Here is a 25,166-nt window from a genome sequence, read left to right as displayed (position 1 = left end):
GGACGGGCCCGAGGGCGCTACCGTCGGTGCAGGGCGGTCAGAGGGGAACCATCGCGTGGGGATCGAGAGCGATCAGCTGGTCTACGACTACCTGAGCCGGGTCGGGGACATCGCACAGCAGCAACAGCTGTCCTCGGGCACCCGGATGAGGCTGGTCTCGGCGCTGCGGGGCGAGATCGACCGGCAGCGGGTGAAGCAGGCCGCGGACACTCCCGCGGCGGTGCGCCGCATCATCGGGAAGCTCGGCACACCGGACGAACTGGTCGCCGCGGCGGCCTCGTCCGCCGACGGATCGGTGCGGCTGCCGCAGTCGCCGGAGGCGGCGCCGGGGCCCGCGAAGGCGCCCGGGGTGCCCCGTCCGCGCAGACCGAAGCTCCGCAAGGACAGCCGCCCGAGCGGCCGGAAAGACAGTTCGCGCAGGGGCGCGTCGGAGCCGCCCGAGGCCCCCGCGGCGGCTCCGGCCGGCGGCGGACCGTCCTCCCCGCACCGGGCCGGCACGGACGAACTGGGCCCGTCCGGCAGCGAGGCGGACTGGTGGCGCGTCGAACCGGGCCCCTTCGGTGAGGCCGGCGAGTTCGGGGCGGGCACCGAAGTGGCGGGCTTCCGCGGCGGGGTGGAGATCCCGGCGGTGCTGCGCCCGCCGGTCGGGGACGACGAGGACGACGAGGACGCTGCGGCCGAGGACGAGTACGAGGACGGCGACGGGGAGTTCGAGGAGGAGGGCGAGGAGTACGAGGAGGCGCGGGCCGCGCCCCGGCGGCGGTGGCTGCCCAGGCCGCGCCGCGTCCGGGGCGGGGGCAGGGCGCCCCGGCGCGGCTTCTCGCACCCCGTGCTGCTGCTCGCCGCCGCCCTGCTGGTGGCCGGCGCGGTGATGGACTCCCCGCAGGCGCTGCTGGCCCTGGCGGGCGGCTGGGCCCTCGCGTACAGCTCCCGCAAGCTGTCCCGTGCGGAGGCGAAGTGGGTGGTGATGGGGCTGCCCGGGGTGGTCGCGGCGGGCGCTCTCGTCTGGCTGTGGGGCCGGATGGACGGCCGGTGGGGCGCGCCCGTCGGGGACGGGCAGATGGGCCCCGCGATCGGCCAGACCTGGCCCTGGGTGCTGCGGGGCGCGGCCGTGGCCTCGGCGCTCTACCTGGTGTGGCGGGCGCGGGGCCCTCGGCCAGGGCGCTGAGGGGCCCCGCACCACCCGAGCCGGTCCGGCGCTTGAGGACGGAACCCCGCGCCCCGGGCCGGGGCAACCTCAGGGAACCCCGCTGTCAGCCCGTCATCTTCGTCTGGAACTCGTCGAGGATCTGGTCGGCCGCGGTGTAGCCGATGCCCGCGATCCACAGCCGGTCGTCGACCTTGAAGACCTTTCCGTCCTTGGAGGCCTTGAGGTTCTTCCAGAGCCCGCTCTTCATGGTCCGGGTCGTGCCCGCCTTGTCGGGGTCGCCGTACGTCGAGGTGAAGACGGCGTCCGCGTCCGCGAGGTCGATCTTCTCGGGCGACACGTCGTACGAGAAGCCGTCCTTGGCCTTGTCCGTGATGGCGGGGCGGCCCATGCCGATGTCGGCGAGGATCGAGCCGATGTAGTTCTGCTTGCCGTAGATGCGGATGTCCGCGCCTTCGACGAACCGTACGAAGTTGACGTCGGTGGTCGCCGCCTTCTTCTTGCCGCCGACCGCCGCTGTCACCTTCGCGACGTGGGCGTCGTACGCGGCGATGACCTTCTTCGCCTCCGCCTGCTTGCCGAGCGCCTCCGCGTGGACCTTGAAGTTGTTCTTCCAGTCCGAGCCGGTGGACTCCGTCATCACGGTCGGGGCGATCGCGCTGAGCTGCTTGTAGCGGTCGCCGTCGCGGACCTTGCTGGTGAGGATCAGGTCCGGCTTCAGGGAGGCGACGGCCTCCATGTTGGGACTGGAGATCTCACCGACCTCCTTGATGCCCTTCGTGCTCGCCGCCGGCAGGTAGGCGGGGAAGCCGTCCTCGGTCGCGGAGTGCGTCCCGCCGACGGGCTCCACGCCGAGGGTGAGCGCGGAGTCCAGCTCACCGGTGTCCAGGACCACCACGCGCTGCGGGCGCGCCGGGACCTTCACGTCGCCCATCGCCGTCTTGACGGTGTGCGTGCCGCCGCCCGCAGAGGAACCGCCGTCGCCCTTGGCGCCGGAGTCGGAGTCGGAGGAGCCGCAGGCGGAGAGTGCGAGTGCGCCGGTCAGGGCGAGTGCGCCGAGGGTGAGGCCACGGCGGCGGACGGAGGGGGCCATGGATTGCCTTTCGTGGAGGGGGCGGTGGTGGGCGGAGTCCGGGTTCAGGACGCGTGCGCGGGCTGCCAGGGCGCTCCCGGCACGACGAGCGGCGAACCCGTCACCGGGTCCGGCACGATCACCGCGTCCAGGCCGAACACCTCGCGGACGAGCTCGGCGGTGACGACGTCCTCGGGGCGGCCCTCCGCGACGATCCGGCCCGCCTTCATGGCGACCAGGTGGTCGGCGTAGCGGGCGGCCTGGTTGAGGTCGTGGAGCACGGTCACCACGGTCCGGCCCCGGGTGCCGTCGGCCGCCGGGGCGGCGAGCCGGCGCACCAGGTCGAGGACCTCCACCTGGTGCGCGATGTCGAGGTACGTCGTCGGTTCGTCGAGCAGCAGCAGATCGGTCTCCTGGGCGAGCGCCATCGCGATCCACACCCGCTGGCGCTGCCCGCCGGACAGCTCGTCCACCGAGCGGGAGCCGAGCGCGGTGATGTCGGTGCGCTCCATGGCGTCCGTCACCGCCCGCTCGTCCTCCTGCGACCACTGCTGCCACCAGTGCTGGTGGGGCTGGCGGCCTCGGGCCACCAGGTCGGAGACGGTGATCGCCTCCGGGGCCACCGGGGTCTGCGGGAGCAGCCCGATGGACTGGGCGATCTTCTTCGTGGGGATCTTCGACAGCTCGGTGCCGTCCAGCAGCACCGCCCCGCCGCGCGGCTTGAGGAGCCGGCCGAGCGCGCGCAGCGTCGTCGACTTGCCGCAGGCGTTCGGCCCGACGATGACGGTGACCCGGCCGTCAGGGACGGCGAGGTCCAGTTCGTGGACGACGGTGCGGTCCTCGTACGCGAGGGTCAGTCCGGCCACCGTGAGCCGGCTGGTCACCGCGTCCTGCTGGGTCGTGGTCATGCGTTGCCTCCCCTGCGGCCACCGTGACCGCGGATGATCAGCCAGATCAGGTACGGGGCGCCGACCGCCGCCGTCAGGACGCCCACCGGCAGTTCGGTGGGGGAGAAGAGCCTGCGGGCCAGCAGATCCGCGAAGACGACGATGACGGCGCCGAGCAGCGCGGAGCAGAACAGCGGGATCTGCGCGGTCCGGGTCATCCGGCGGGCGATCTGCGGGGCGAGCAGGGCGACGAAGTCGACCGGTCCGGCCGTTCCCGTCGCCACCGACGCCAGGATCACGCCGAGTGCGACGAGCCCGAGCCGTACCCGGCCGAGGCGTACCCCGAGCGCGGTCGCCGTGTCGTCGTCCATGGTCACGGTGCGCTGCGCGCGGGCCGCCCACAGGACGGCGGGCAGCAGGATCAGCAGCGTCCAGCCGATCGGGGCGGCCTCGTCGTAGCCTCGGCCGTTGAGCGAGCCGGTCATCCAGATCTGGGCCTGCTGGGCGACGAGGTAGTCGCCCTTGGTCAGGAACAGGGTGGTGACGGACCGCAGTGCGATGGCGAAGCCGATGCCGATGAGCACGAACCGGGTGGCGTGCAGCCCGCCGCGCCACGCGAAGGCGTAGACGAGCGCGGCGGCCGCGACCCCGCCGATCACCGACAGGTAGGGCAGGACGGTGTACGAGGTGATGCCGAACGTCATCGCGCCGACCGTGAGGGCGCTCGCGCCCTGGCTGATGCCGATGATGTCCGGGCTCGCGAGGGGGTTGCGGGCGACGGTCTGGATCAGTGCGCCGGCGATCCCGAAGGCGAGGCCGACGAGCAGCCCGACGACCATGCGGGGCAGCCGCAGCGTGCCGACGACGAGTTCGTCGGGGGAGGGCCGTCCCAGGATCACGTTGAGGACTTCGGAGGGGGCGACGTAGCTCTCGCCTACGCAGAGGTACGCGACGCAGACGACGGCCAGCAGGACGACGAGCGAGACGGCGACGACCGCGGCCCGGCGGTGCAGCAGGAACCGTCCCCGCGCCCCGACCTTGAGGACGCTGTACCCGGCGGGCCGTACGGCGGCCGTGGTGGCGCTCATGCGGGCACCGCCTTCCGGCGCACCAGCGTGACCAGGAACGGCACCCCGATGAGCGCCGTCATGACCCCGGCCGGGACCTCGCTCGGCGGGAAGACGATCCGGCCGATCACATCGGAGACGAGCAGCATCACGGGTCCGATCAGGGTGGCCATCGGGAGCACCCAGCGGTGGTCGCTGCCGACGATCGCGCGGGCGATGTGCGGGACGGCGAGGCCGATGAACGCGATCGGCCCGGCCGCGGCGACGCCGACGCCGGTGAGCACGGTGGCGCCGATGCCGCCGACGATCCGTACGGTCGCGATCTTCTGCCCGAGGCCCTTCGCCATGTCCTCGCCGAGCGCGAGCGCGTCGAGCCCTCGGGCGACGGAGAGCACGAGCACGGTCCCGACCAGCAGGAACGGCCAGATCTGCTGGGCTACCTGGGACTCGCGGCCGGCGATCGAGCCGACCTGCCAGAACCGGAACTCGTCCAGCGCGGACGCCTTCGTCGTCAGTACGGCCATGGTCACGGACACCAGCAGCGCGTTGATCGCGGCGCCGCCGAGCGCGAGTTTCACCGGGGTGGCTCCGCCGCGTCCGCTGGAGGCGATGGCGTACACCGCGACGGAGGCGATCGCCGCCCCCGCGAAGGCGAACCAGACGTACCCGGTGAGCGTGTGGATGCCCGCGTACGCGATGGCCAGCACCACCCCGACAGAGGCGCCCTGGCTGATGCCGAGGATGCCGGGGTCGGCGATGGGGTTACGGGTGATGCCCTGGAGCACCGTGCCGGCGAGGGCGAGGGCGGCGCCGACCATCAGCCCGATCAGGGTGCGCGGCACCCGCATGCTCCGGATGACCTCGGCGGCGTCGGAGTGCCCGCCGTGCAGCAGGGCGTCCAGTACGGCCGACGGGGCGATGGAGCGCGCCCCCACGGCGAGGCTGAGCAGTACGGCGAACAGCAGCGCCAGGACGGCCGCCGCCGTCATGAGAGCGCGTCTGGAGCGGCGTGGTGCGGCGGCTGGCATCGGACCCAATCGAAAAGCGAAGCAAAGTAAGGCTTGGCTAAGTCTAAGCACCGCCCCGGGGCGGCGGTCCGGGGCGGTGCCGGGTCCCCGTGTCCGCTCGGCACAATGGAGGCCATGGCATCGCACGCGCTGATGGTCGGCTTCGACCTGGACATGACGCTCATCGACTCCCGGCCCGGCATCAAGGCCTGCTACCTGGCTCTTTCCGCCGAGACGGGTGCGGTGATCGACGCCGATCTCGTGGTCAGCCGGCTGGGGCCGCCGCTGGAGGACGAGTTGGCGAACTGGTTCCCGGCGGCTCAGGTGCCCGAGATGGTCGGCCGCTACCGTGAGATGTATCCCACATACGCGATCGCCTCCTCACCCGCCATGCCCGGCGCGTGCGAGTCGGTCGAGGCGATCCGCGGGCTGGGCGGCCGCGCGATGGTCGTCACCGCCAAGTACGAGCCGAGCGCGAAGCTGCACCTGACCCATGTGGGCATCGAGCCCGACGTACTGGCCGGCGGCCTGTGGGCCGAGGCGAAGGCGGAGGCCCTGCGCGAGCACCGGGCGGGCGTCTACGTGGGCGACCACACGGGCGACGTGCGTGGCGCACGGGCCGCGGGCGCCCTGTCGGTGGCCGTGACGACGGGCCCGTGCGACGCGGACGAGCTCCGCGCGGCCGGCGCGGACGTGGTCCTGTCGTCACTGACGGAGTTCCCGGCCTGGCTCACCGCGTACGCGGCGAACGGGTACGCGGCGTAGGAAAGCCCTACCGCTGCGGTGCACCCGCCCGTGCCGAGCGGACGACGCCCGCCGCGGCGACCAGGAAGCCGACGCCCATCAGCATGCAGACCGCGTACGCGATGGACGGGAACGGCTCGGTGCCGAGGAACAGCGGTGCCATCGTGACCAGGGTCGCCAGGGCACCGACGAAGAAGATGATCGCGCCGAGCCGGACCAGCAGGTCGCCCGCGCCAGAAGGGGAAGTACTCACCCCGTCAGAGTAGTTCTTTCAGGACACCAGTCCGGATGACCTGCCTTGACGAGGGGTACTTCACCTGTGGAGGCTTCTGCCAGCAGGGGGAGCACGATCACTGGACGGCCTGACCTGCTGAGGCTTTGTTCCGGCATACGGGTTGAGATGGGGTGCGTGCTTTGCCGACTGGCAAGGTCAAGTGGTTCAACAGCGAGAAGGGCTTCGGCTTCCTCTCCCGCGACGACGGCAGTGACGTCTTCGTGCACTCGTCGGTGCTCCCCACCGGAGTCGACGCACTCAAGCCCGGTCAGCGTGTCGAATTCGGTGTGGTCGCCGGGCAGCGCGGTGACCAGGCGCTTTCCGTGGCCATCCTCGACCCCACCCCGTCCGTCGCGGCCGCCCAGCGCCGCAAGCCGGACGAGCTGGCGTCAATCGTGCAGGACCTGACGACCGTGCTGGAGAACATCACGCCGATGCTGGAGCGCGGCCGTTACCCCGACAAGGCGGCCGGAGCGAAGATCGCCGGCCTGCTGCGGGCGGTCGCGGACCAGCTCGACGTGTGACGTGACGTGACGTACGGGGGCGGGGCTCAGGGGTAGGAGAGCGCGTCCGGTCCGAGGGGCGGTACCAGCCCCTCGGCCGCGGCGCGGGTCAGCAGGCCGCGGATCGCCGCGTAGCCGTCCTCGCCGAGGTCCGCGGTGAACTCGTTCACGTACAGGCCGATGTGCTGGTCCGCGACTGCCGGGTCCATCTCCTGGGCGTGTTCCTGGACGTACGGGCGCGATGCCTGCGGGTCTTCCCACGCCATCCGTACCGACGCGCGCACCGACTCCGCGAGCAGCTTCAGCGCCTCCTCGCCCAGCGAGCGCTTCGCGATGATCGCGCCGAGCGGGATCGGCAGGCCGGTCGTGTCCTCCCAGTGGCGGCCCATGTCGGCCAGGTTGTGCAGACCGTAGTTCTGGTACGTGAAGCGCGCCTCGTGGATGACGAGACCGGCGTCGACCTTGCCGTCCCGTACTGCCGGCATGATCTCGTCGAACGGCATGACGACGATCTCGCCCACACCGCCCGGCACCGCCTCCGCGGCCCAGAGCCGGAACAGCAGATAGGCGGTGGAGCGCTCGCTCGGGACGGCGACGGTCTTCCCCGTCAGGTCCGTGCCCGGCTCCCGCGTCAGTACGAGCGGCCCGCAGCCCCGCCCCAGCGCGCCGCCGCACGGCAGCAGCGCGTACTCGTCGAGGACCCAGGGCAGCACCGCGTACGAGACCTTCAGGACGTCCAGCTCGCCGCGCTCCGCCATGCCGTTGGTGAGGTCGATGTCCGCGAAGGTGACATCGAGGGCGGGCGCGTCCGGGACCCGGCCGTGTGCCCAGGCGTCGAAGACGAACGTGTCGTTCGGGCACGGCGAGAAGGCGATGCGCAGCGGGTCAGGAGTGGTTGCGGTCATGGTGGGTCGTCCAGCCTTCCAGTACGGGTATGAGCTTGCCGAACGCGTCGGTGAGCGCGGCCAGCGCGTCCCCGATGCGCCAGGCGTCGCGGTCGCGGGGGCCGACGGCGTTCGAGACGGCTCTGATCTCCAGGACGGGCAGGCCGAGCCGGTCCGCCGCCTCCGCGACCCCGAAGCCCTCCATGGCCTCCGCGACGGCGCCGGGGTGCGCGGTGAGGAGGGCGGCGGCGCGCTCGGCGCTGCCGGTCACGGTGGAGACGGTGAGGACGTCGCCGGTCACCGCGTGGGTCGCGGTGGCCGCCGCGCGGGCCAGGGAGCGGGGCGGGAAGTGCCAGACCCGGCCGAAGCCGAGATCGGTGACGGGCACGAAGCCGGCGGGGGTCTCGGCACCCAGGTCCGCCGCTCCGATGCGGCCGGCCACGACGAGTGAGCCGACCGGGGCGACGCCGGTGAAGCCGCCGCCGATGCCCGCCGAGATCACCAGGTCATAGCGGTCGGAGGCCAGGGCGAACGCGGCGGAGGCCGCTGCGGCGGCCGGTCCCGCGCCGCCCGCGAGGACGTCGAAGGGGCCCGCGCGGTGGATCTCCGCGCCCGGCACCCGGCGCACCGACACCTCGGAGCCGTCCCCGAACGCACGCGTGACCGCGTCCCGTTCCACCGGGACTGCGGTCACGACGAGCACGCGCACGGGAGGGGCCTCCGAGGAAGCGATAGGAGAGAGGTGTGGGTCAGCTGGTCTTCTTGAGCTCGAAGTGCCAGATGCCCAGCAGCTCCTTGCCCTTGGTCTCCACGATGCTGACCTGCGTCTTGTCGGCGGTGGCCTCGCCGGTCTGGCTGGCGAAGAAGGCGCTGCCGGGGATGGACCGGTAGGTCTTCTCGAAGGGCTCCTGCTCGGCCTGCTGGCCGTTGATGAAGAGCGTCCAGCCGTTGTCCGAGACCGACGGGTCCACACCGAAGTGAACCTTGTCGTCCATGGCGACCTTGACGGTCTTGTCGGCCTTCTTGTTCAGGCAGCCCTTGATCTCGGCTTCCTTGAGGGCCTTGCCGTCGTTGTAGCAGGACGCCTCGGTGTGCACCGAGTTGTCGCCGACCGTCACGGTGGCGAGTGGCGTCGGCTTGTCGCAGGCGGAGAGGACAAGGAGTCCCGCGGACACGGCACCAAGAGCGACGCCGATTCGACGGCCCTTACCGGAGAAGAACGCAACGGTCATGGGCCGAAGGCTATCGGTCGCTCCGGCTCATGCCACGCGGGGGTGCGGCGAGCCACGCCGCGCGGCTCCCAGCAGCCCCCGTACGGAGGCCGCCGCACCGAGCGCGAGGATGCCCGCGGCGACCGCCATGCCCAGTACGCCGTTGAGGGGGAGCGAGATCCCGATCGCGCCGCCCACCACCCACGACATCTGGAGCAGCGTCTCGGAGCGGGCGAAGGCCGAGGTGCGCACCTCCTCCGGCACGTCGCGCTGGATCATCGCGTCCAGCGACAGCTTCGACAGGGCCTGGGTGAAGCCCGCCATGGCCGCGAGCGCGGCGACCATGACCGTGCTGAAGAAGGCCGCGGCCAGTACGGCGACGCCCAGCGCCAGGCCCAGTACGGAGGCGATGATGATCTCCGGGCCCCGGGCCCTGAGCCAGGAGCCGACCGCCGTGCCCAGCGCGTTGCCCGTCCCGGCCGCCACGCCGACGATGCCGAGCGAGATCGCGGCGCTCTGCCCGGAGAGCGGCTGCTCGCGCAGCAGGAACGCCAGGAAGAAGATCAGGAAGCCGGAGAGCGCGCGGTGTGCGGCGTTGGCCTGGAGCCCGTGCAGGACGGACGGGCCGACCGAACGCAGCCCCGGCCGCTTCTCGCCGTTCCTCGCCCGGAATCTGCTTTTCCTCCCGGCCCCGGGCGTGGCGTCCTTGCGGAGCGGCTCCGGGCGGAGCGGCTCCGGCCGGACGGTGCCGTCCTCCTCGTGCGGGTGCACCAGGCGCGCCTTGCGTTCGCCCTTCGCCGAGTCCACCTTGGGCGGCAGGGTGAAGGCGAGGATCGCGCCGCCGACGAAGATCGCGGACGCGCCGTAGAGCGGCCACGGCGGGCCGATCGTCTGGAGCCCCGCCCCGATCGGAGCGGCCGCACCCGTGGCGAGGAGACCGGCGAGGGTCACCCGTGAGTTCGCCTTCACCAGCGAGAATCGCGGTGGCAGCAGGCGCGGTACGACGGCGCTGCGCACGACTCCGTACGCCTTCGAGCAGACCAGGACGCCCAGGGCCGCCGGATACAGCTCCAGGCCGCCGGTGGCGACCGCGCCCGACATGGTGAGCGCCAGCAGCGCACGGGCCAGCATGGAGCCCGCCATCGCCGCGCGACGCCCGTGCGGCAGACGGTCCAGGAGCGGGCCGACGACCGGGGCGAGGACGATGAACGGCGCCATGGTGACGGCGAGGTACAGCGCGACCCGGCCGCGCGCCTGGTCCGTCGGTACGGAGAAGAACACCGTGGACGCCAGTGCGACGGTGATCATCACGTCACCCGCGCCGTTCACCGCGTGCAGCTCGATCAGCTTGCCGAGACCGGATTCCCCCGCCCCGTGGGCGTGCGTCGCCTTCCGGATGGACCGGGCGGTCCCGGTGAACGGGGAGCGCAGGGCATGACCGATCGTCCGGCCCGTCCTGCGGAGCGGGCCGGGTCCGTCGTGCGACCTGGCAGAAGCCACTTGGTCATAGTGCCCCAGGACCAGTCGTCACGAACCGGGACAGGCGCGGGACGCGGCGCGCGACGCCCCGTCGGGTCAGTGACGGGCCAGGTCGCAGCGGGTGCGGGCCCGGCGGATACGGGCGGATACGGATGGCCGGACAGTGCCCTTTACACGGGACACGGCACCGGATACGGCGTTGTTTGGGACGGGCAGGTGGGCGGGAAGCGGCGGAGAGGGTAGCGTGCGTAGCGCGCCACCGGCGGTTGTTCTTGGCCGCGCGCCTCTCGGCGATCCCGCAGAATGGATTGCAGAAGGTGCGCCCGAGGCAGGCACAACGGGTGTGGACGTCGACGCGGCCCCCAGGTCCGCTCCGCCCGCAACCGAATGGCTGAAATCGATGGATGTGCTGGCGCGCTCGTGAGACTGGCGTAGGAGAGAAGCGAGACCTGTGAGTGCTGCGACGACGAGAAGCCGTACGGCCCGTACCCCTGTTCCCGACCGTTTGTGCGCCGAGGCCGTAGACCTCGCCCGCGCGGCGGCCGAGGAGGCAGCCGCGCCAGGGGTCGTGGGTGAGCATGTGGCCGTGGTGCCCGAGGGGGACCGGGTCGTCACGCACTACTTCGAGTGCAAGGACCCGGCCTACCGGGGCTGGCGCTGGGCGGTGACGGTCGCCAGGGCCTCCCGCGCGAAGAACGTCACGCTGGACGAAACGGTGCTGCTGCCGGGCGGTGACGCGCTGCTCGCGCCGGAGTGGGTGCCGTGGAGCGAGCGGCTGCGGCCGGGCGACATGGGGCCGGGCGATCTGCTGCCCACAGAGGCGGACGATCTGCGGCTGGAGCCCGGTTACACCGGTGAGGACGAGCCGCCGCCCAACTCTCCGGTCTCCGGTGAGCTGGCCGAGCTCGTCGAGTCGGAGGACGCGGAGCTGACGACGCGCCCGGGGACCCCGCGACGGGGTTCGATCGCGTCCGTCGCGGACGAGCTCGGGATGCGGCGTGCGCGGGTGCTGTCGCGGTACGGGCTGTACGCGGCGGCCGACCGCTGGGACGAGGGGTTCGGCGCGAAGACGCCGATGGCCCAGGCGGCTCCGGCCACCTGTGTCTCCTGTGCCTTCCTGGTGCCGCTGGCGGGTTCGTTGAAGCAGGCCTTCGGGGTGTGCGCGAACGAGTTCGGCCCGGCGGACGGGCACGTGGTGTCCCTGTCGTACGGCTGTGGCGGGCATTCGGAGGCCGCGGTGATGCCGAAGCCGCCGAAGCCGGCGCCGCATGCGCTGGACACGATGCAGGTGGACGAGTATCCGCTGCGTCCGGCGCGGGATTCCGGCTCCGTACCGGCGGAACCGGACGCGCCGTCGGAGGACCTCGGCCACTCGTAGGCGGTGGCCTGGGGTGCGGCCCCCTGCGCGTGCGGGCTGCCCCGGCGCAACGGTTCCGTCCTCAATCGCCGGACGGGCTTGATGTGGCCGGACGGGCCGGGCGCCCCCGGCCCGTCCGGCGATTGAGGACAACGCGGCACCCCCCCGGGAACCCGGTAGCTTCGGGCGCACACTTGGCGGCACGGGGACCCGAAACCGGAAGAGGGAGTCAGCGTGAGCATGAATGCGACCGAGGGGGCCGACCCGTTCGGCACCGCACGGCTGCGGCGCCGCGTGCTCGACGCCTGGGGCGCCGGCCCCGCCCGCTTCCGGGAGGACGCCAACGCCGAGGAGGACCTCGCGCTCGGCGGCTACCGCGACCGCCTCGTCGTCGAGCTCGCCCAGAACGCCGCCGACGCCGCCGCCCGCGCCCAGACCCCCGGCCGGCTCCGGCTCACCCTGCACCCGGCCACCGCGACCGCCCCGGCGGTCCTCGCCGCCGCGAACACCGGCGCGCCGCTGGACGCCACCGGGGTGGAGTCGCTGTCCACGCTGCGCGCGTCCGCCAAGCGCGAGGGCCACGAGGGAGCCGTCGGCAGGTTCGGCGTCGGGTTCGCCGCTGTGCTCGCGGTGAGCGACGAGCCCGCCGTCATCGGCCGGCACGGGGGCGTGCGCTGGTCCCTGGCCGAGGCCCGCGACCTCGCCCGGGACGCCGCCGTCGGCAGCCCGGGGCTGGGTGACGAGCTGCGCCGCCGCGACGGACACGTACCGCTGCTCCGGCTCCCGCTGCCCGCGGAGGGCACCGCTCCGGACGGCTACGACACCGTCGTCGTACTGCCGCTGCGCGACGGCGTCGCGGAGGACCTGGTCGGCCGGCTGCTCACCGCCGTGGACGACGCGCTGCTGCTCACGCTGAGCGGACTCGACGAGATCGTCATCGAAACCCCGGACAGCGTAAGGACGTTGAGCCGCTCGCAGCACGGCCCGTACGTCCACGTCGACGACTCGGAGCGCGGTACGAACCGCTGGCGCACCGTCGCCCGGCACGGCCCCGTGGAGCCCGACCTGCTCGTCGGCCGCCCGCTGGAGGAACGGCTGCGCCCGCACTGGTCGGTGACCTGGGCCGTCCCGGTGGACGCGGAGGGCGCCCCGGTCCACCCCCGTACCGCACCCGTCGTGCACGCGCCGACGCCCACCGACGAACCGCTCGGCGTCCCCGCGCTGCTCATCGCCTCGCTGCCGCTCGACACCACCCGCCGCCACCCCGCGCCGGGCCCGCTCACCGACTTTTTGGTGCGGCGCGCGGCCGACGCGTACGCCGAACTGCTCGCCGACTGGCAGCCGGTCTCCACCGCCACCATCGCGCTCGTGCCCGGACCGCTCGGCAAGGGCGAGCTGGACGGCGCGCTGCGCGCGGCGATCCTGGAGCGGCTGCCGCGCGTCGCGTTCCTGGAGCCCGCAGCCCCGCGCGACCCGGCGGCCGAGCCCGACCGCTGGGACAGCTGGGACGCCGGGGCGGACGAGGGCCGCAAGGCCACCACCGCGCTGCGGCCGCTGGAGGCCGAAGTGCTGGAGGGGGTCGGCGCCGGGACCGTCGCGGTGCTGGCGGAGGTGCTGCCCTGCCTGCTGCCCGCCGGTCTGGAGCGCCGCGTCGAGCTGCGCACGCTCGGCGTCGCCCGGGTGCCGCTGACCGAGGCGATCGACCGGCTCGCCGGTCTGGAGCGCGCCCCGGTCTGGTGGCGGCGGCTCTACGACAGCCTGTCCGGCATCGACCCGGACCGGCTCTCCGGGCTGCCGGTGCCGCTCGCCGGTACGGACTCCCGGGGCGGCGACCCCGACGCCCCGGCCGTCCCCCGCACCACCATCGGCCCCCGGCAGATCCTGCTGCCGCTTCCGGACGCGCTGACCGGGCCGGTCCTGGACCGGCTCGCCCGGCTCGGGCTGAAGGTCGCCCACCCGGACGCCGCGCACCCGCTCCTGGAGAAGCTGGGCGCCCTGCCCGCCACCCCGCGCGCCGTGCTGACGACCCCGCAGGTGCGGGCCGCCGTCGCCGGTTCGCTGGACGCGGGCGAGATCTGGGACGAGGACGCGCTGGACGGCGACGAGCTGGCGGACACCGTCCTCACGCTCGTCCGGGACGCGGACCTGGTGCCCGGCGACGAGCCCTGGCTCGGCGCCCTGGCCCTGCCCGACGAGGACGGCGAGCCCGCCCCGGCCGGTGAACTCGTGCTGCCCGGCAGCCCGTTCGCCGCCGTCATGCGCGAGGGCGAACTCGCCCTGTGCGACGAGGAGCTGGCCGGCCGCTGGGGCGAGCAGCCGCTCACCGCCTGCGGGGTGCTCGCCACGTTCGCACTCGTACGGGCCACCGATGTGGTGCTGGACCCGGACGAACTGGAGCCCCGCGACGGCGACTTCGCGGAGTCCGACGACGCCGGGCTGCTCGACGCCGTGGACGTCTGGTGCGAGGACATCCTCGACCAGCTCCCGGACACCGTGGTGCCGCCCGTCGCCACCGAACTCGTCGCCGTCCGCGACCTCGACCTGGTCGACGACGACGCCTGGCCCCAGGCGCTCGCCATGCTGGCCCGCCCCCCGCTGCGCGACGCCCTGACCCAGCCGGTGCGGGTGCTCCTGCCGGACGGCACCACGCAGTCCGTGCGCCCGTACACCGCCTGGTGGCTGCGCGACCACCCGGTGCTGGACGGCCGCCGCCCGGCGGGCCTGCGCGCCGACGGGGGCGATCCCCGGCTGGCGGGCCTGTACGACCCCGCCGACGCCACCGGCTTCGACGACGCCCAGGTGCTGCGCGCCCTCGGGGTGCGGACCTCGGTCGCCGCCCTGCTGGACGAGCCCGGCGGTGCGGCCGAACTCCTCGGCCGGCTCGCGGACGGGGACCGCCCGGTCGGCCCCGTCCAACTGCACTCCCTGTACACCGCCCTGGCCGAGCTGGACCCGGAGCAGGTCACGCTGCCGGACGAGCTGCGGGCCGTGGTCGACGGCGAGGTGCGGGTGGTCGACGCGGCGGACGCGGTGATCGCGGACGCCCCCGATCTGCTCCCGCTGACCGGAGGGCTGCCGCTGCTGCCGGTCGCCCCGGCCAACGCGGCGGAGCTGGCCGAGCTGTTCCGGGTGCGGCGGCTCGGCGAGAGCTTCGAGGCGGAGGTGACGTCCGAGGGCGAGGAGCACCAGGTCCCGGAGTCGGTGCGCGCCCTGCTCGGCCCCGGCACCCCGGACACCTACGTCGAGCACGGTGAACTGCGCGCGGGCGGCGTCGAGCTGGACTGGCGGCGCACCCCGGACGGCACCGTGCACGCCGCGACGCTGGAGGGCGTCGCGGCGGGACTGGCCTGGGCGGCGGGCCAGTGGCCGCGCCGCTTCGAGGTCGCGGCGCTGCTGGAGGACCCGTCCCGCACCGGGGAACTGGCCCGGGACCGCTGGTTCGACTGACGGCCCCGGCCCGCGCCCAGACCCCCGCCCCGATCCTGTTCCCGGGTCCGCGATTTCCGGGGCCTTCGCAGAATCTTCATATCCGCAGGCAACCCTTCACATTCGTCGATTGTCTGGTCTGTTGAGCCACTCCGGTTCAACAGACCGATCGGCCCCGCCGGTGCGCCTGCGCGCCAGGGGCCCCTTTCCCACAGGGAAAAACATGCGTATGCGTACCTCTGCGACCGTCGCCGTCGGTGCTCTGGCCCTGCTGGCCCTCGCCGTACCGGCCGCCCAGGCCAACGGCCACTACGGCGACACCGCCATCACCAAGGTGACGGTCAACGGTGGCAAGAACGTGGTGGTCGGCACCAGCGCCGTCAAGAAGTTCACCGTCGCGGTGACCGCCAAGGACAACTCCGGCATCAAGGGCATCGACATAGAGCTGGTGGGCCCCGGGTTCGGCTACCTGACGCCGAACAGCACCAAGTGCTCCGGGAGCACCTGCACCGCCTCGTTCACCGTCGCCCCCAAGGTCGACCTGCCGTACTCCAACGACGTGGCCGGTACCTGGTACGTCAACGTGTGGGCGGACGCCGAGGACGGCGACTACAACTGGAAGGACAAGGCCGGCAGCTTCAAGTTCCAGCGGGCGGCCACGCAGACCGTCAACGCCGCCCCCGAGCCGGTGAAGAAGGGGAAGACCATCACGGTCACCGGCAAGCTGGCGCGGGCCAACTGGGACGACTTCAAGTACCACGGCTACACCAAGCAGCCGGTCAAGCTGCAGTTCCTCAAGAAGGGCGCCAAGTCCTGGAGCACGGTGAAGACCGTCAAGACGAGCAGCACCGGCACCCTGAAGACCACGGTGAAGGCCTCGGTCGACGGTTACTGGCGCTACAGCTTCGCCGGTACGGCCTCCACTCCGGCCGTCAACTCCACGGGTGACTTCGTCGACGTGAAGTAGCCGGTCCGGCGGTCCTCCGCTCCGGCGGGCCGCCGCTTCCCTGGACCGGGAAGCGGCGGCTCACCAGGCGCCAGGCGTATTCCAGCGCCGCGGAGGCGATCACGGCGATGCCCACCGCCGTCCACGGCATCGTCGTGCCAACCAGCTTGAGTGCGAAGAAGTCCTGGAGCCACGGCACCACGAGCACGATCAGGAACGCCACCCCCATCGCCACGACCAGACAGATCCGCCACCAGGTGTAGGGGCGGGCGATGATCGCCAGGACCCACATCGAGACCAGGAACAGCGTGAGGGTGGCCGCGCTGGTCTCCGCGTCCAGCGAGCCGGGGCCGGCGTAGACGTGCCGGGCGATCAGATACGTGGCGAAGGTGGCCGCGGCCGCGATGGTGCCGGACGGCACCGCGTACCGCATGACGCGTCGCACGAAGTGGGGGTGCGCGCGCTCCTTGTTGGGGGCCAGGGCGAGGAAGAACGCCGGGATGCCGATCGTCAGCGTCGACAGCAGGGTCAGGTGCCGGGGCAGGAACGGGTACTCGACCTGGAAGCAGACCACCAGGACGGCCAGCAGCACCGAGTAGACGGTCTTCGTGAGGAACAGGGTGGCGACCCGGGTGATGTTGCCGATGACCCGGCGGCCCTCGGCCACGACGGACGGCAGCGTCGCGAAGCTGTTGTTGAGCAGCACGATCTGGGCGACCGCGCGGGTGGCCTCGGAGCCGGAGCCCATCGAGACGCCGATGTCGGCGTCCTTGAGGGCGAGGACGTCGTTGACGCCGTCGCCCGTCATCGCGACGGTGTGGCCGCGGGACTGGAGGGCGGCGACCATCTCCCGCTTCTGCTGCGGGGTGACGCGGCCGAAGACGGTGTTCTCCTCCATCGCGGTGGCCATGGCGTCGGGGTCTGTGGGCAGCTTCCGCGCGTCCATGGTGTGTTCGGCGCCCGGCAGCCCGAGCTTCGCGGCGACGGCGCCGACCGAGACGGCGTTGTCGCCGGAGATCACCTTGGTGGCGACCCGCTGGTCGGCGAAGTAGGCGAGCGTCTCCCGGGCGTCGGGCCGCAGCCGCTGCTCCAGGACGATCAGCGCGCTCGGGTCCGCCCCGGTCGCGGTCGCCGGGTCGTCGAGCGGCCCGTCCACCCGGGCCAGCAGCAGGACGCGCAGACCCTGCTGGTTGAGCTGTTCGATCTCGGTGAGCGCCGGGTCGTCCTCGGGGAGCAGCACGTCGGGGGCGCCGAGGAGCCAGCCGGAGGGCTGCCCCGCCGCCTCCTCGAAGGCGGCGCCGCTGTACTTGCGGGCGGAGGAGAACGGCAGCGCCTGGGTGACGCGCCACCCCTCGCCGCCCTCCCCTCCGTCCGGGACCGGGTAGGCGTCGATGATCGCCTGGAGGCTGGCGTTGGGCCGCGGGTCGGAGGCGCCGAAGGCGGCCAGTACGCGGCGCAGGTACGGCTCGTCGGCGCCGTTGAGCGGGCGGACCTCGGTGACGTCCATGCCGCCCTCCGTGAGGGTGCCGGTCTTGTCCAGGCAGACGACGTCGACCCGGGCCAGGCCCTCGATGGCGGGGAGTTCCTGGACCAGGCACTGCTTGCGGCCCAGCCGGACGACGCCGATCGCGAAGGCGACCGAGGTGAGCAGGACCAGCCCCTCCGGGATCATCGGGACGATGCCGCCGACGGTCCTGGCGACGGAGTCCTTGAAGTTGTCGTCCTTGACGACGAGCTGGCTGATGATCAGCCCGATCGCGGTCGGGATCATCATCCAGGTGACGTACTTGAGGATGGTGGAGATCCCGCTGCGCAGCTCGGACTGGACGAGCGTGAAGCGGGAGGCCTCCTCCGCGAGCTGGGCGGCGTAGGCCTCGCGGCCGACCTTGGTCGCGGCGAAGGCGCCGCCGCCCGCGACGACGAAGCTGCCGGACATCACGGGGTCGCCGGCGCGCTTGAGGACGGGGTCGGCCTCGCCGGTGAGCAGGGATTCGTCGATCTCCAGGCTGTCGGCCTCCGCGACCGTGCCGTCCACCACGACCTTGTCGCCGGGGCCGAGCTCGACGAGGTCGCCCAGGACGATCTCGGAGGTGGAGATCTCGGCGGCGACCCCGTCCCGTCGCACGGTGGGTTTGGCCTCACCGATGACGGCGAGGCTGTCCAGGGTCTTCTTGGCCCGCCACTCCTGCACGATGCCGATGCCGGTGTTGGCGATGATCACGAAGCCGAAGAGGCTGTCCTGGATCGGCGCGACGAACAGCATGATCACCCAGAGCACGCCGATGATCAGGTTGAACCGGGTGAAGACGTTGGCGCGGACGATCTCGCGCACGGACCGGGAGGAGCGGACCGGGACGTCGTTGACCTCGCCCCGGGCGATCCGCTCCGCGACCTCGGCCGCGGTCAGCCCGCGCCCGCCGCCGGGGGCCGGGAGCCCGACCGGGTGCACCGGGTCGAGCTCGCTGCCGGCGTCGATCATCACCGGCCGGTCGGTGCCGGAAGGCACGGAGGATCTGTTCGGCTCATCCCCGGAGGGGCCGACTGCCCGCTGAGTCATAGTTCAGACGGTACGGGTGGAACGTCCGGTTCACCCATCGGGTGGTCCGAAGATCAGACCGGGGAAGGACGGAAATCGTCCCGTGGTCGTACAGGTCAGCCGATGGCCGGGTCCTGACCGGCCGTCTCGGTGTCGGCCGCCACTGCTTCCGCCGCCGCCCGCTTGAGCGCGGCGTCGCGGCCCCGGACGTACCAGATGCCGATCAGGCCGAGGGCGCCGCCGGCCAGGCACGTCCACACCCACCACAGGTGTCCGTGGTCGTCGAACCAGCCGTAGAACGGGAGCTGGACCAGGAAGAGGACGAACCAGAGGATCGTGCCGCCCGTGATGGTGGCGACGACGGGCCCCTCCAGGGGCTCGGGTGCCTCGTGCTTCGGTGTCCACTTCGCCATGCGGTCAGTGTATGCGGCGCGTACATAAGCGCGGCCAGGCCAGTCGGCCCAAGGGTCTACGCGCGGAGATAGCGATCTTCGCCTTATGTATTCATACTGAATCTGCTTACGGCTGTCTCGATTTGTTCGTGTGAACATCCAAAGCTGACCATTTTGAGTCCCTCTAGGTACGACTGAGGTCCTACATGTCCCCCTCGGCCCCCGCCCCGGTCGACGCCGTGCCGCCCCCGGCTCCCCAGCCCTCAGGCGGCCTGGACCGTTTCTTCAAGATCTCCGAGCGGGGCTCTTCGGTCGCGCGGGAGATCCGTGGCGGATTCGCCACCTTCTTTGCGATGGCGTACATCATCGTGCTGAACCCGATCATCCTGGGCAGCGCGAAGGACATGTACGGGCACCAGCTCGACGGTGGCCAGCTGGTCACCGCGACGGTGCTGGTCGCCGCGTTCTCCACGCTCCTCATGGGCGTCATCGGCAATGTGCCGATCGCGCTGGCGGCGGGCCTCGGCGTCAACACCGTCGTCGCCCTCCAGCTCGCCCCCCGGATGAGCTGGCCCGACGCGATGGGCATGGTCGTCCTCGCGGGCATCGTGGTCATGCTGCTGGTTGCGACCGGGCTGCGGGAACGCGTGATGAACGCCGTACCGACCTCGCTCCGCAAGGGCATCGCGATCGGCATCGGCCTCTTCATCCTGCTGATCGGCCTGGTCGACTCGGGCTTCGTCTCGCGCATCCCGGACGTCGCGCACACCACCGTCCCGCTCCAGCTCGGCGGCGACGGTCACCTCAACGGCTGGCCGGTCCTGGTCTTCGTGCTGGGCGCGCTGCTCACCCTCGCGCTGATCGTCCGCAAGGTGCCGGGCGCGATCCTGATCTCCATCGTCGCGATGACGGTGGTCGCGCTGATCATCGACGCGATCGCGGACCTGCCGGGCGAGGCCTGGGGCCTGACCGTTCCGGAGTGGCCGGGCAACCCGGTCTCCTCGCCGGACTTCGGGCTGATCGGTGAGGTCAGCCTGCTCGGCGGCTTCCACAAGGTCGGTGTGCTCACCGGCATCCTGTTCGTCTTCACCGTGCTGCTGTCCTGCTTCTTCGACGCGATGGGCACCATCCTCGGCGTCGGTGACGAGGCCAAGCTGATGGACAAGGACGGCAACTTCCCCGGCATCAACAAGGTGCTGCTCGTCGACGGCATCGCGGTCGCCGCGGGCGGTGCGAGCTCCGCCTCCGCGGGCACCTGTTTCGTGGAGTCCACGGCGGGCGTCGGCGAGGGGGCCCGCACCGGCTTCGCGAGCATCGTGACGGGTCTGCTGTTCACGGCGGCGCTGTTCCTGACACCACTGGCGACCATGGTCCCCTCACAGGCGGCCACTCCGGCCCTGCTGGCGGTGGGCTTCCTGATCATCGCGGGCTCGGTCCGGGACATCGACTGGAGCGACTACACGCTCTCGATGCCGGCCTTCCTCGCCATGGTGATGATGCCGTTCACGTACTCGATCACCAACGGCATCGGCGTCGGCTTCATCGCGTTCTGCGTGCTGCGGCTGGCCGCCGGGCGCGGTCGCTCGGTGCCGGTGGCCATGTACGCGGTCTCCGCGGTCTTCGTCTTCTACTACGCGATGCCGGCGCTCGGCCTCACGTGATCCGTCGCGGCGGCGGGCGGGCGGCCGAGGGGGTCAGGTGACCTCCTCGGCCGCCCGCCCTTCCGCTCCGTAGAACTTCTCCGTCTCGTCGACGGCCGCCTGGAAGCGTTCGTCGAAGTCATCGCGAATGAGCGTCCGGACCACGTAGTCCTGGACGCTCATTCCGCGTCTGGCGGCGTGCCGCTTGAGCCGGTCGAGCAGCTCACCGTCTATCCGCAGGCTGAGCACTGTCGATCCCATGCCAAGCAGGGTTACGTTTCCCGGGCCTGACACGCGTGACTTTCCGGAACTGACTCACTCGTTTGGGTGATCGATTGGTGATTCGGGTCTCGCGCGTGTACCACCGAGTGGTCTTTAGGGTAGGTAATGAGTTACGCTAACAAACATGCCTGACCTGATCCACGACAGCGACAGTGCCGCCGCCGTGAGCTCCCTTCGTTCCGCCGTCATGCTGCTCGGCCGGCGCCTCAAGCACCAGCGCGTCGACGAGTCGCTGAGCCCCACCGAGATGTCGGTGCTCGGCACGCTCGCCCGATGCGGTTCGGCCACCCCCGGTGAGCTGGCCCGCAAGGAGCATGTGCAGCCGCCGTCGATGACCCGCATCGTCGCGCTGCTGGAAGCGAAGGGACTTGCCAGACTGGAACCGCACCCCGATGACCGTCGACAGAAGATGGTCAGCCAGACCGAGCAGGCCGAGGCCATGCTCGCCGAGAGCCGCAACAAGCGGAACGCCTGGCTGACCACCCTCGCCGAAGGCCTGGACGAGGACGAGTGGGAGACGCTTCGCCACGCGGCCCCCGTGCTGGAGAAGCTCGCCCACCTGTAGCGGAGCGGGCCGGGCCGGACCATCACCGGCGCACCGCCCCCCACCGCCGCATCCCCGTCAGTCAGCACGATGTCCACGCCCGAGGAGGCGAACCCTTTTGAGTACGGGATCCGGAGCAGACTCCGCCCCCGCACCGAATTCCACCCACGAGAGCAAGCCCGGCGGGACCTTCTCGTCGCTGAAGATCCGTAACTACCGCCTGTTCGCAACCGGCGCCGTGATCTCCAACACCGGTACCTGGATGTCCCGCATCACGCAGGACTGGCTCGTCCTGAGCCTCACCGGGTCCGCCACCGCCGTAGGTATCACCACGGCACTCCAGTTCCTCCCCATGCTGCTCTTCGGCCTCTACGGCGGCGTCATCGCCGACCGGCTCCCGAAGCGCAAGCTCCTTCTCTTCAGCCAGGCCGCGCTGGGCCTGTGCGGTGTCGCGCTCGCGATACTCACGCTCTCCGGTGTGGTCCAGGTGTGGCACGTCTACCTGATCGCGTTCCTGCTCGGCATGGTCACGGTCGTGGACAACCCGGCCCGCCAGTCGTTCGTCTCCGAGATGGTCGGCCCCGCCCAACTGCGGAACGCGGTCAGCCTGAACTCGGCGAACTTCCAGTCCGCCCGGCTCATCGGTCCCGCCGTCGCGGGTGTGCTGATCACCTCGGTCGGCAGCGGCTGGGCGTTCATGTTCAACGGCCTGTCGTTCCTCGCGCCGCTCGTCGGCCTGATGATGATGCGCACGAGCGAGCTGCACAAGGCCGTGGTCGTACCGCGCGCCAAGGGCCAGCTGCGCGAAGGGCTGCGTTACGTCTCCGGCCGCCCGGAGCTGATCTGGCCGATCGTGCTGGTCGGCTTCGTCGGCACGTTCGGGTTCAACTTCCCGATCTGGCTGACGGCCTTCGCGGACGAGGTCTTCCACGGCGGCGCCGGGATGTACTCGTTCTTCAACATCCTGATGGCGGCAGGCTCCCTCGCCGGTGCCCTCCTCGCCGCCCGGCGCCGCTCCTCGCGGCTGCGGATGCTGGTGGCGGCGGGTACGTTGTTCGGCCTGCTGGAGGTCATCGCCTCCATGTCGCCGTCCGTCTGGATGTTCTCGATCCTGCTGGTCCCGATCGGCATGATCGGTCTGACGACCAACATCAGCGCGAACACCAGCGTCCAGATGGCCGCGGACCCGGCCATGCGCGGCCGGGTGATGAGCCTGTACATGATGGTCTTCGCCGGCGGTACGCCGGTGGGCGCCCCGATCGTCGGCTGGATCAGCGACACGTACGGCGTCCGGACCGGAATGGCGGTCGGCGGCGTGTTCTCGCTGGTGGCCGCGCTCGGCGTCGGCTTCATGCTGGCCCGCGTCGGCGGCCTGCGCCTCAAGGTCGACCTGCGACCGGGCCGCCCGCACGTACGGTTCGTCCCGCGCGAGCAGCTGGCGACGGCGGCCTGAGGCTCGTCCGTCCACACACGATCACGGCCCCCACCGGGGAGACCCGGTACCGGGGCCGTATCGCGTAGGACGCACGGAGGCCGGGACATGGAACGCCGGGCGGGGCGGTTACGCTCATCGGGTGGACCCCAAGACCCGAAACCGCATTATGGCGGCCGTGCTCGTGCTCATGTTCGTCGTCGTCGCGGCGGCGGCCGCCCTCGGCTGATGAGCCCGGGGTGGGCGGCCGCGCGGACGCCGGTTCCTACCAGGCGAAGTTCTCCGGCGACGGACCCGGACCCGGGAAGATCTCGTCCAGGGCCGTCAGCACCTCGTCCGACAGCTCCAGCTCCACCGCGCGCAGCGCGGAGTCGAGCTGCTCGCGGGTGCGCGGACCCGAGATCGGCCCCGTGACGCCGGGCCGGGTCAGCAGCCAGGCCAGACCGGCCTCGCCGGGCTCCAGGCCGTGCTTCTCCAGCAGGTCCTCGTACGCCTGGACCTGCGCCCGCACCTTCGGGTCCGCGAGCGCCTCGCCGGAGCGGCCGGAGGTGGACCGGGCGCCGCCGCCGTCGCGCTCCTTGCGGATGGCGCCGCCGAGCAGGCCGCCGTGCAGCGGCGACCACGGGATGACGCCGAGCCCGTACTCCTGGGCGGCCGGGATGACCTCCATCTCGGCCCCCCGCTCCATCAGGTTGTAGATGCACTGCTCGCTGACCAGTCCGTAGCTGCCGCGCTGCCTGGCGACCTCGTTGGCCTGCGCGATCTTGTAACCGGCGAAGTTGGACGAGCCCGCATAGAGGATCTTGCCCTGCTGGATCAGTACGTCGATGGCCTGCCAGATCTCCTCGATGGGGGTGGACCGGTCGACGTGGTGGAACTGGTACAGGTCGATGTGGTCGGTCTGCAGCCGCTTCAGGCTGGCATCCACGGCCCGGCGGATGTTGAGCGCCGAGAGCTTGTCGTGGTTGGGCCAGGCCTCGCCGTCGGCGGCCATGTTGCCGTAGACCTTGGTGGCGAGGACGACCTTGTCGCGGCGGCCGCCGCCCTGGGCGAACCAGGTGCCGAGGATCTCCTCGGTGCGGCCCTTGTTCTCGCCCCAGCCGTAGACGTTCGCGGTGTCGAAGAAATTGACACCCGCGTCCAGGGCGGCGTCCATGAGTGCGTGGCTGTCGCTCTCGTTGGTCTGGGGGCCGAAGTTCATCGTCCCCAGGACGAGGCGGCTGACTTTGAGTCCGGTGCGTCCGAGCTGCGTGTACTTCATGAGCCCAAGCCAACGCCTTGGAGTCCGCTCGAAGCAAGGGCGGAATCCGGCGCGGTGCGGTGGGGCGCGACCCGGACGAAGCCCTACCCGCCCGCGAACCGGTCCAGCGCCGCGAGTACCGCCCGGCTCGTCGCCGCCCCGCCGAGATGCCCCGCGTCGTCGATCACGGTCAGTTCCGCGTCCGGCCACGCCTTCGCCAGCTCCCACGCGGTGATCAGCGGCCCGCCCAGGTCGAACCGGCCGTGCACCAGGACGCCCGGGATTCCCGCCAGCCGTCCGGCGTCGCGGATCAGCTGCCCCTCCTCCAGCCAGGCGCCGTGCGAGAAGTAGTGCGCGCAGATCCGGACGAGCGCCTGCTGCGCGCGGGCGGGCCGGCCGCTGTACGGCGGAGGTCCGGTGTACGCCTCCTGGGAGAGCACCGCGTCCTCCCAGGCGCACCAGTCGGCGGTCGCGCGCGCCCGTACCTCCGGGTCCGGGCTCTCCGTGCGCCGGGCGTACGCGGCGAGCACGTCGGGGGTCGCGTCGCTCGCGGCCTCCGGGACCCCCGCCCGGAAGACGTCCCAGGCCTCGGGGAAGATGTTCCCCGCGCCCCGGTAGAGCCAGTCGATCTCGGAGCGGCGGGTCGTGGTGACGGCCGGGATCACGATCTCGCTGACCCGCTCCGGGTGCTGCTCCGCGTACGCGAGGATCAGCGTCGAGCCCCAGGAACCCCCGTACAGCAGCCAGGTGTCGATGCCCAGCCAAACGCGCAGCCGTTCCATGTCCGCGATCAACCGGTCCGTCGTGTTGGACCTCAGGTCTGTGGCCGGGTCGCTCGCGTGCGGGGTGGAGCGGCCGCAGCCCCGCTGGTCGAAGAGGATCACCCGGTAGCGGTCCGGGTCGAAGTACTGCCGGGGCCGCTCCGTGCACCCCGAGCCCGGTCCGCCGTGCACCACGAGGGCGGGCTTGCCCGCCGGGTTGCCGCACGCCTCCCAGTAGACGAGGTTGCCGTCCCCGACGTCGAGCATCCCCTGCTCGTACGGCTCGATCGGCGGGTACTTCTCGTCCGGGCGGCGGTGCATGGCGGTGTCTCCCT

The 25,166-nt window shown here is 71.8% G+C and carries 23 protein-coding genes; 9 read left to right on the top strand and 14 right to left on the bottom strand.

The window, feature by feature from the left end; all coding sequences use genetic code 11:
* Nucleotides 1-55 precede the first annotated feature (55 nt).
* Nucleotides 56-1,168, top strand: a complete 1,113-nt coding sequence (locus RLT59_RS15915) for a hypothetical protein (protein ID WP_311304004.1) — start codon at nucleotides 56-58, stop codon at nucleotides 1,166-1,168.
* Between the two features lie 85 nt (nucleotides 1,169-1,253).
* Here RLT59_RS15915 and RLT59_RS15910 read toward each other — a convergent pair whose 3' ends face one another.
* From RLT59_RS15910 to RLT59_RS15895, 4 genes are read right to left on the bottom strand one after another with little or no spacing between them, the layout of a single operon-like run.
* The gene (locus tag RLT59_RS15910) at nucleotides 1,254-2,240 is read right to left on the bottom strand and encodes an ABC transporter substrate-binding protein (protein ID WP_311304003.1); all 987 of its coding nucleotides are present in this window, start codon (nucleotides 2,238-2,240) and stop codon (nucleotides 1,254-1,256) included.
* A gap of 44 nt (nucleotides 2,241-2,284) precedes the next feature.
* Nucleotides 2,285-3,127, bottom strand: coding sequence for an ABC transporter ATP-binding protein (locus RLT59_RS15905; protein WP_311304002.1), 843 nt, complete (start codon nucleotides 3,125-3,127; stop codon nucleotides 2,285-2,287).
* Complete coding sequence (locus RLT59_RS15900) at nucleotides 3,124-4,194, bottom strand: FecCD family ABC transporter permease (RefSeq protein WP_311304001.1); 1,071 nt, start codon at nucleotides 4,192-4,194, stop codon at nucleotides 3,124-3,126. Before RLT59_RS15900 ends, RLT59_RS15905 begins: the two co-directional genes overlap by 4 nt.
* The gene (locus RLT59_RS15895) at nucleotides 4,191-5,201 is read right to left on the bottom strand and encodes a FecCD family ABC transporter permease (RefSeq protein WP_311304000.1); all 1,011 of its coding nucleotides are present in this window, start codon (nucleotides 5,199-5,201) and stop codon (nucleotides 4,191-4,193) included. Before RLT59_RS15895 ends, RLT59_RS15900 begins: the two co-directional genes overlap by 4 nt.
* Nucleotides 5,202-5,306: 105 nt before the next feature.
* Here RLT59_RS15895 and RLT59_RS15890 point away from each other — a divergent pair, with 105 nt between their 5' ends.
* Complete coding sequence (locus tag RLT59_RS15890; protein ID WP_311303999.1) at nucleotides 5,307-5,945, top strand: HAD family hydrolase; 639 nt, start codon at nucleotides 5,307-5,309, stop codon at nucleotides 5,943-5,945.
* A 7-nt stretch (nucleotides 5,946-5,952) separates the two neighbouring features.
* On the opposite strand, the gene RLT59_RS15885 is transcribed toward RLT59_RS15890, so the two are convergent.
* Nucleotides 5,953-6,177: a hypothetical protein gene (locus RLT59_RS15885; RefSeq protein WP_024491308.1), complete on the bottom strand. Its 225-nt coding sequence runs from the start codon at nucleotides 6,175-6,177 to the stop codon at nucleotides 5,953-5,955.
* 161 nt (nucleotides 6,178-6,338) lie between these two features.
* On the opposite strand from RLT59_RS15885, the gene RLT59_RS15880 reads away from it, so the two are divergent.
* Nucleotides 6,339-6,722, top strand: a complete 384-nt coding sequence (locus RLT59_RS15880) for a cold-shock protein (RefSeq protein WP_073732911.1) — start codon at nucleotides 6,339-6,341, stop codon at nucleotides 6,720-6,722.
* Nucleotides 6,723-6,748: 26 nt separating this feature from the next.
* On the opposite strand, the gene RLT59_RS15875 is transcribed toward RLT59_RS15880, so the two are convergent.
* The 4 genes from RLT59_RS15875 to RLT59_RS15860 are packed head-to-tail and all read right to left on the bottom strand — an operon-like array spanning nucleotide 6,749 to nucleotide 10,296.
* Entirely contained in the window at nucleotides 6,749-7,606 is an 858-nt protein-coding gene (locus RLT59_RS15875; RefSeq protein ID WP_311303998.1) for a 1,4-dihydroxy-6-naphtoate synthase, read from the bottom strand.
* Nucleotides 7,587-8,294, bottom strand: a complete 708-nt coding sequence (locus RLT59_RS15870; protein WP_311303997.1) for a futalosine hydrolase — start codon at nucleotides 8,292-8,294, stop codon at nucleotides 7,587-7,589. Before RLT59_RS15870 ends, RLT59_RS15875 begins: the two co-directional genes overlap by 20 nt.
* Nucleotides 8,295-8,334: 40 nt before the next feature.
* A complete protein-coding gene (locus RLT59_RS15865; protein WP_311303996.1) occupies nucleotides 8,335-8,817 on the bottom strand; it encodes a DUF2771 domain-containing protein in 483 nt (160 codons plus the stop codon).
* A gap of 27 nt (nucleotides 8,818-8,844) precedes the next feature.
* On the bottom strand, nucleotides 8,845-10,296 hold the full coding sequence (locus RLT59_RS15860; protein WP_311303995.1) for an MFS transporter: 1,452 nt from the start codon (nucleotides 10,294-10,296) through the stop codon (nucleotides 8,845-8,847).
* Nucleotides 10,297-10,726: 430 nt separating this feature from the next.
* Here RLT59_RS15860 and RLT59_RS15855 point away from each other — a divergent pair, with 430 nt between their 5' ends.
* From RLT59_RS15855 to RLT59_RS15845, 3 genes are all read left to right on the top strand, one after another.
* Nucleotides 10,727-11,653: a DUF3027 domain-containing protein gene (locus RLT59_RS15855; RefSeq protein ID WP_311303994.1), complete on the top strand. Its 927-nt coding sequence runs from the start codon at nucleotides 10,727-10,729 to the stop codon at nucleotides 11,651-11,653.
* A 219-nt stretch (nucleotides 11,654-11,872) separates the two neighbouring features.
* A complete protein-coding gene (locus RLT59_RS15850) occupies nucleotides 11,873-15,079 on the top strand; it encodes a sacsin N-terminal ATP-binding-like domain-containing protein (protein WP_311307741.1) in 3,207 nt (1,068 codons plus the stop codon).
* Between the two features lie 202 nt (nucleotides 15,080-15,281).
* Nucleotides 15,282-16,025, top strand: coding sequence for a calcium-binding protein (locus RLT59_RS15845; protein ID WP_311303993.1), 744 nt, complete (start codon nucleotides 15,282-15,284; stop codon nucleotides 16,023-16,025).
* Here the strand turns inward: RLT59_RS15845 and RLT59_RS15840 are convergent.
* Together RLT59_RS15840 and RLT59_RS15835 are read right to left on the bottom strand one after the other, a co-directional pair.
* Nucleotides 15,991-18,561 (bottom strand): cation-translocating P-type ATPase, encoded by a 2,571-nt coding sequence (locus RLT59_RS15840; RefSeq protein ID WP_311303992.1) that lies wholly within the window; start codon nucleotides 18,559-18,561, stop codon nucleotides 15,991-15,993. The two genes, RLT59_RS15845 and RLT59_RS15840, sit on opposite strands and share 35 nt — an antisense overlap.
* A 95-nt stretch (nucleotides 18,562-18,656) precedes the next feature.
* Nucleotides 18,657-18,953 (bottom strand): DUF2530 domain-containing protein, encoded by a 297-nt coding sequence (locus tag RLT59_RS15835; RefSeq protein WP_311303991.1) that lies wholly within the window; start codon nucleotides 18,951-18,953, stop codon nucleotides 18,657-18,659.
* A 185-nt stretch (nucleotides 18,954-19,138) separates the two neighbouring features.
* Here RLT59_RS15835 and RLT59_RS15830 point away from each other — a divergent pair, with 185 nt between their 5' ends.
* Nucleotides 19,139-20,593: an NCS2 family permease gene (locus RLT59_RS15830; protein WP_311303990.1), complete on the top strand. Its 1,455-nt coding sequence runs from the start codon at nucleotides 19,139-19,141 to the stop codon at nucleotides 20,591-20,593.
* Between the two features lie 33 nt (nucleotides 20,594-20,626).
* Here the strand turns inward: RLT59_RS15830 and RLT59_RS15825 are convergent, their stop codons facing one another.
* Nucleotides 20,627-20,833 carry a ribbon-helix-helix protein, CopG family gene (locus tag RLT59_RS15825; protein ID WP_311303989.1) on the bottom strand — a complete coding sequence of 69 codons (207 nt, stop codon included), beginning with the start codon at nucleotides 20,831-20,833 and terminating at the stop codon, nucleotides 20,627-20,629.
* A 145-nt stretch (nucleotides 20,834-20,978) separates the two neighbouring features.
* On the opposite strand from RLT59_RS15825, the gene RLT59_RS15820 reads away from it, so the two are divergent.
* Nucleotides 20,979-21,419 carry a MarR family winged helix-turn-helix transcriptional regulator gene (locus tag RLT59_RS15820; RefSeq protein ID WP_311303988.1) on the top strand — a complete coding sequence of 147 codons (441 nt, stop codon included), beginning with the start codon at nucleotides 20,979-20,981 and terminating at the stop codon, nucleotides 21,417-21,419.
* A 97-nt stretch (nucleotides 21,420-21,516) separates the two neighbouring features.
* On the top strand, nucleotides 21,517-22,851 hold the full coding sequence (locus RLT59_RS15815; RefSeq protein WP_311303987.1) for an MFS transporter: 1,335 nt from the start codon (nucleotides 21,517-21,519) through the stop codon (nucleotides 22,849-22,851).
* A gap of 244 nt (nucleotides 22,852-23,095) precedes the next feature.
* On the opposite strand, the gene RLT59_RS15810 is transcribed toward RLT59_RS15815, so the two are convergent.
* Entirely contained in the window at nucleotides 23,096-24,091 is a 996-nt protein-coding gene (locus RLT59_RS15810; protein ID WP_311303986.1) for an aldo/keto reductase, read from the bottom strand.
* An 83-nt stretch (nucleotides 24,092-24,174) separates the two neighbouring features.
* Nucleotides 24,175-25,152 carry a prolyl aminopeptidase gene (gene pip, locus RLT59_RS15805; RefSeq protein WP_311303985.1) on the bottom strand — a complete coding sequence of 326 codons (978 nt, stop codon included), beginning with the start codon at nucleotides 25,150-25,152 and terminating at the stop codon, nucleotides 24,175-24,177.
* Between the last annotated feature and the right edge of the window lie 14 nt (nucleotides 25,153-25,166).

It is taken from the genome of Streptomyces sp. ITFR-6 (assembly GCF_031844725.1).
Classification (GTDB): Bacteria; Actinomycetota; Actinomycetes; order Streptomycetales; family Streptomycetaceae; genus Streptomyces.
The sequence above is the reverse complement of the archived record's forward strand: the minus strand, read 5'-3'. Positions and strand labels throughout refer to the sequence as shown.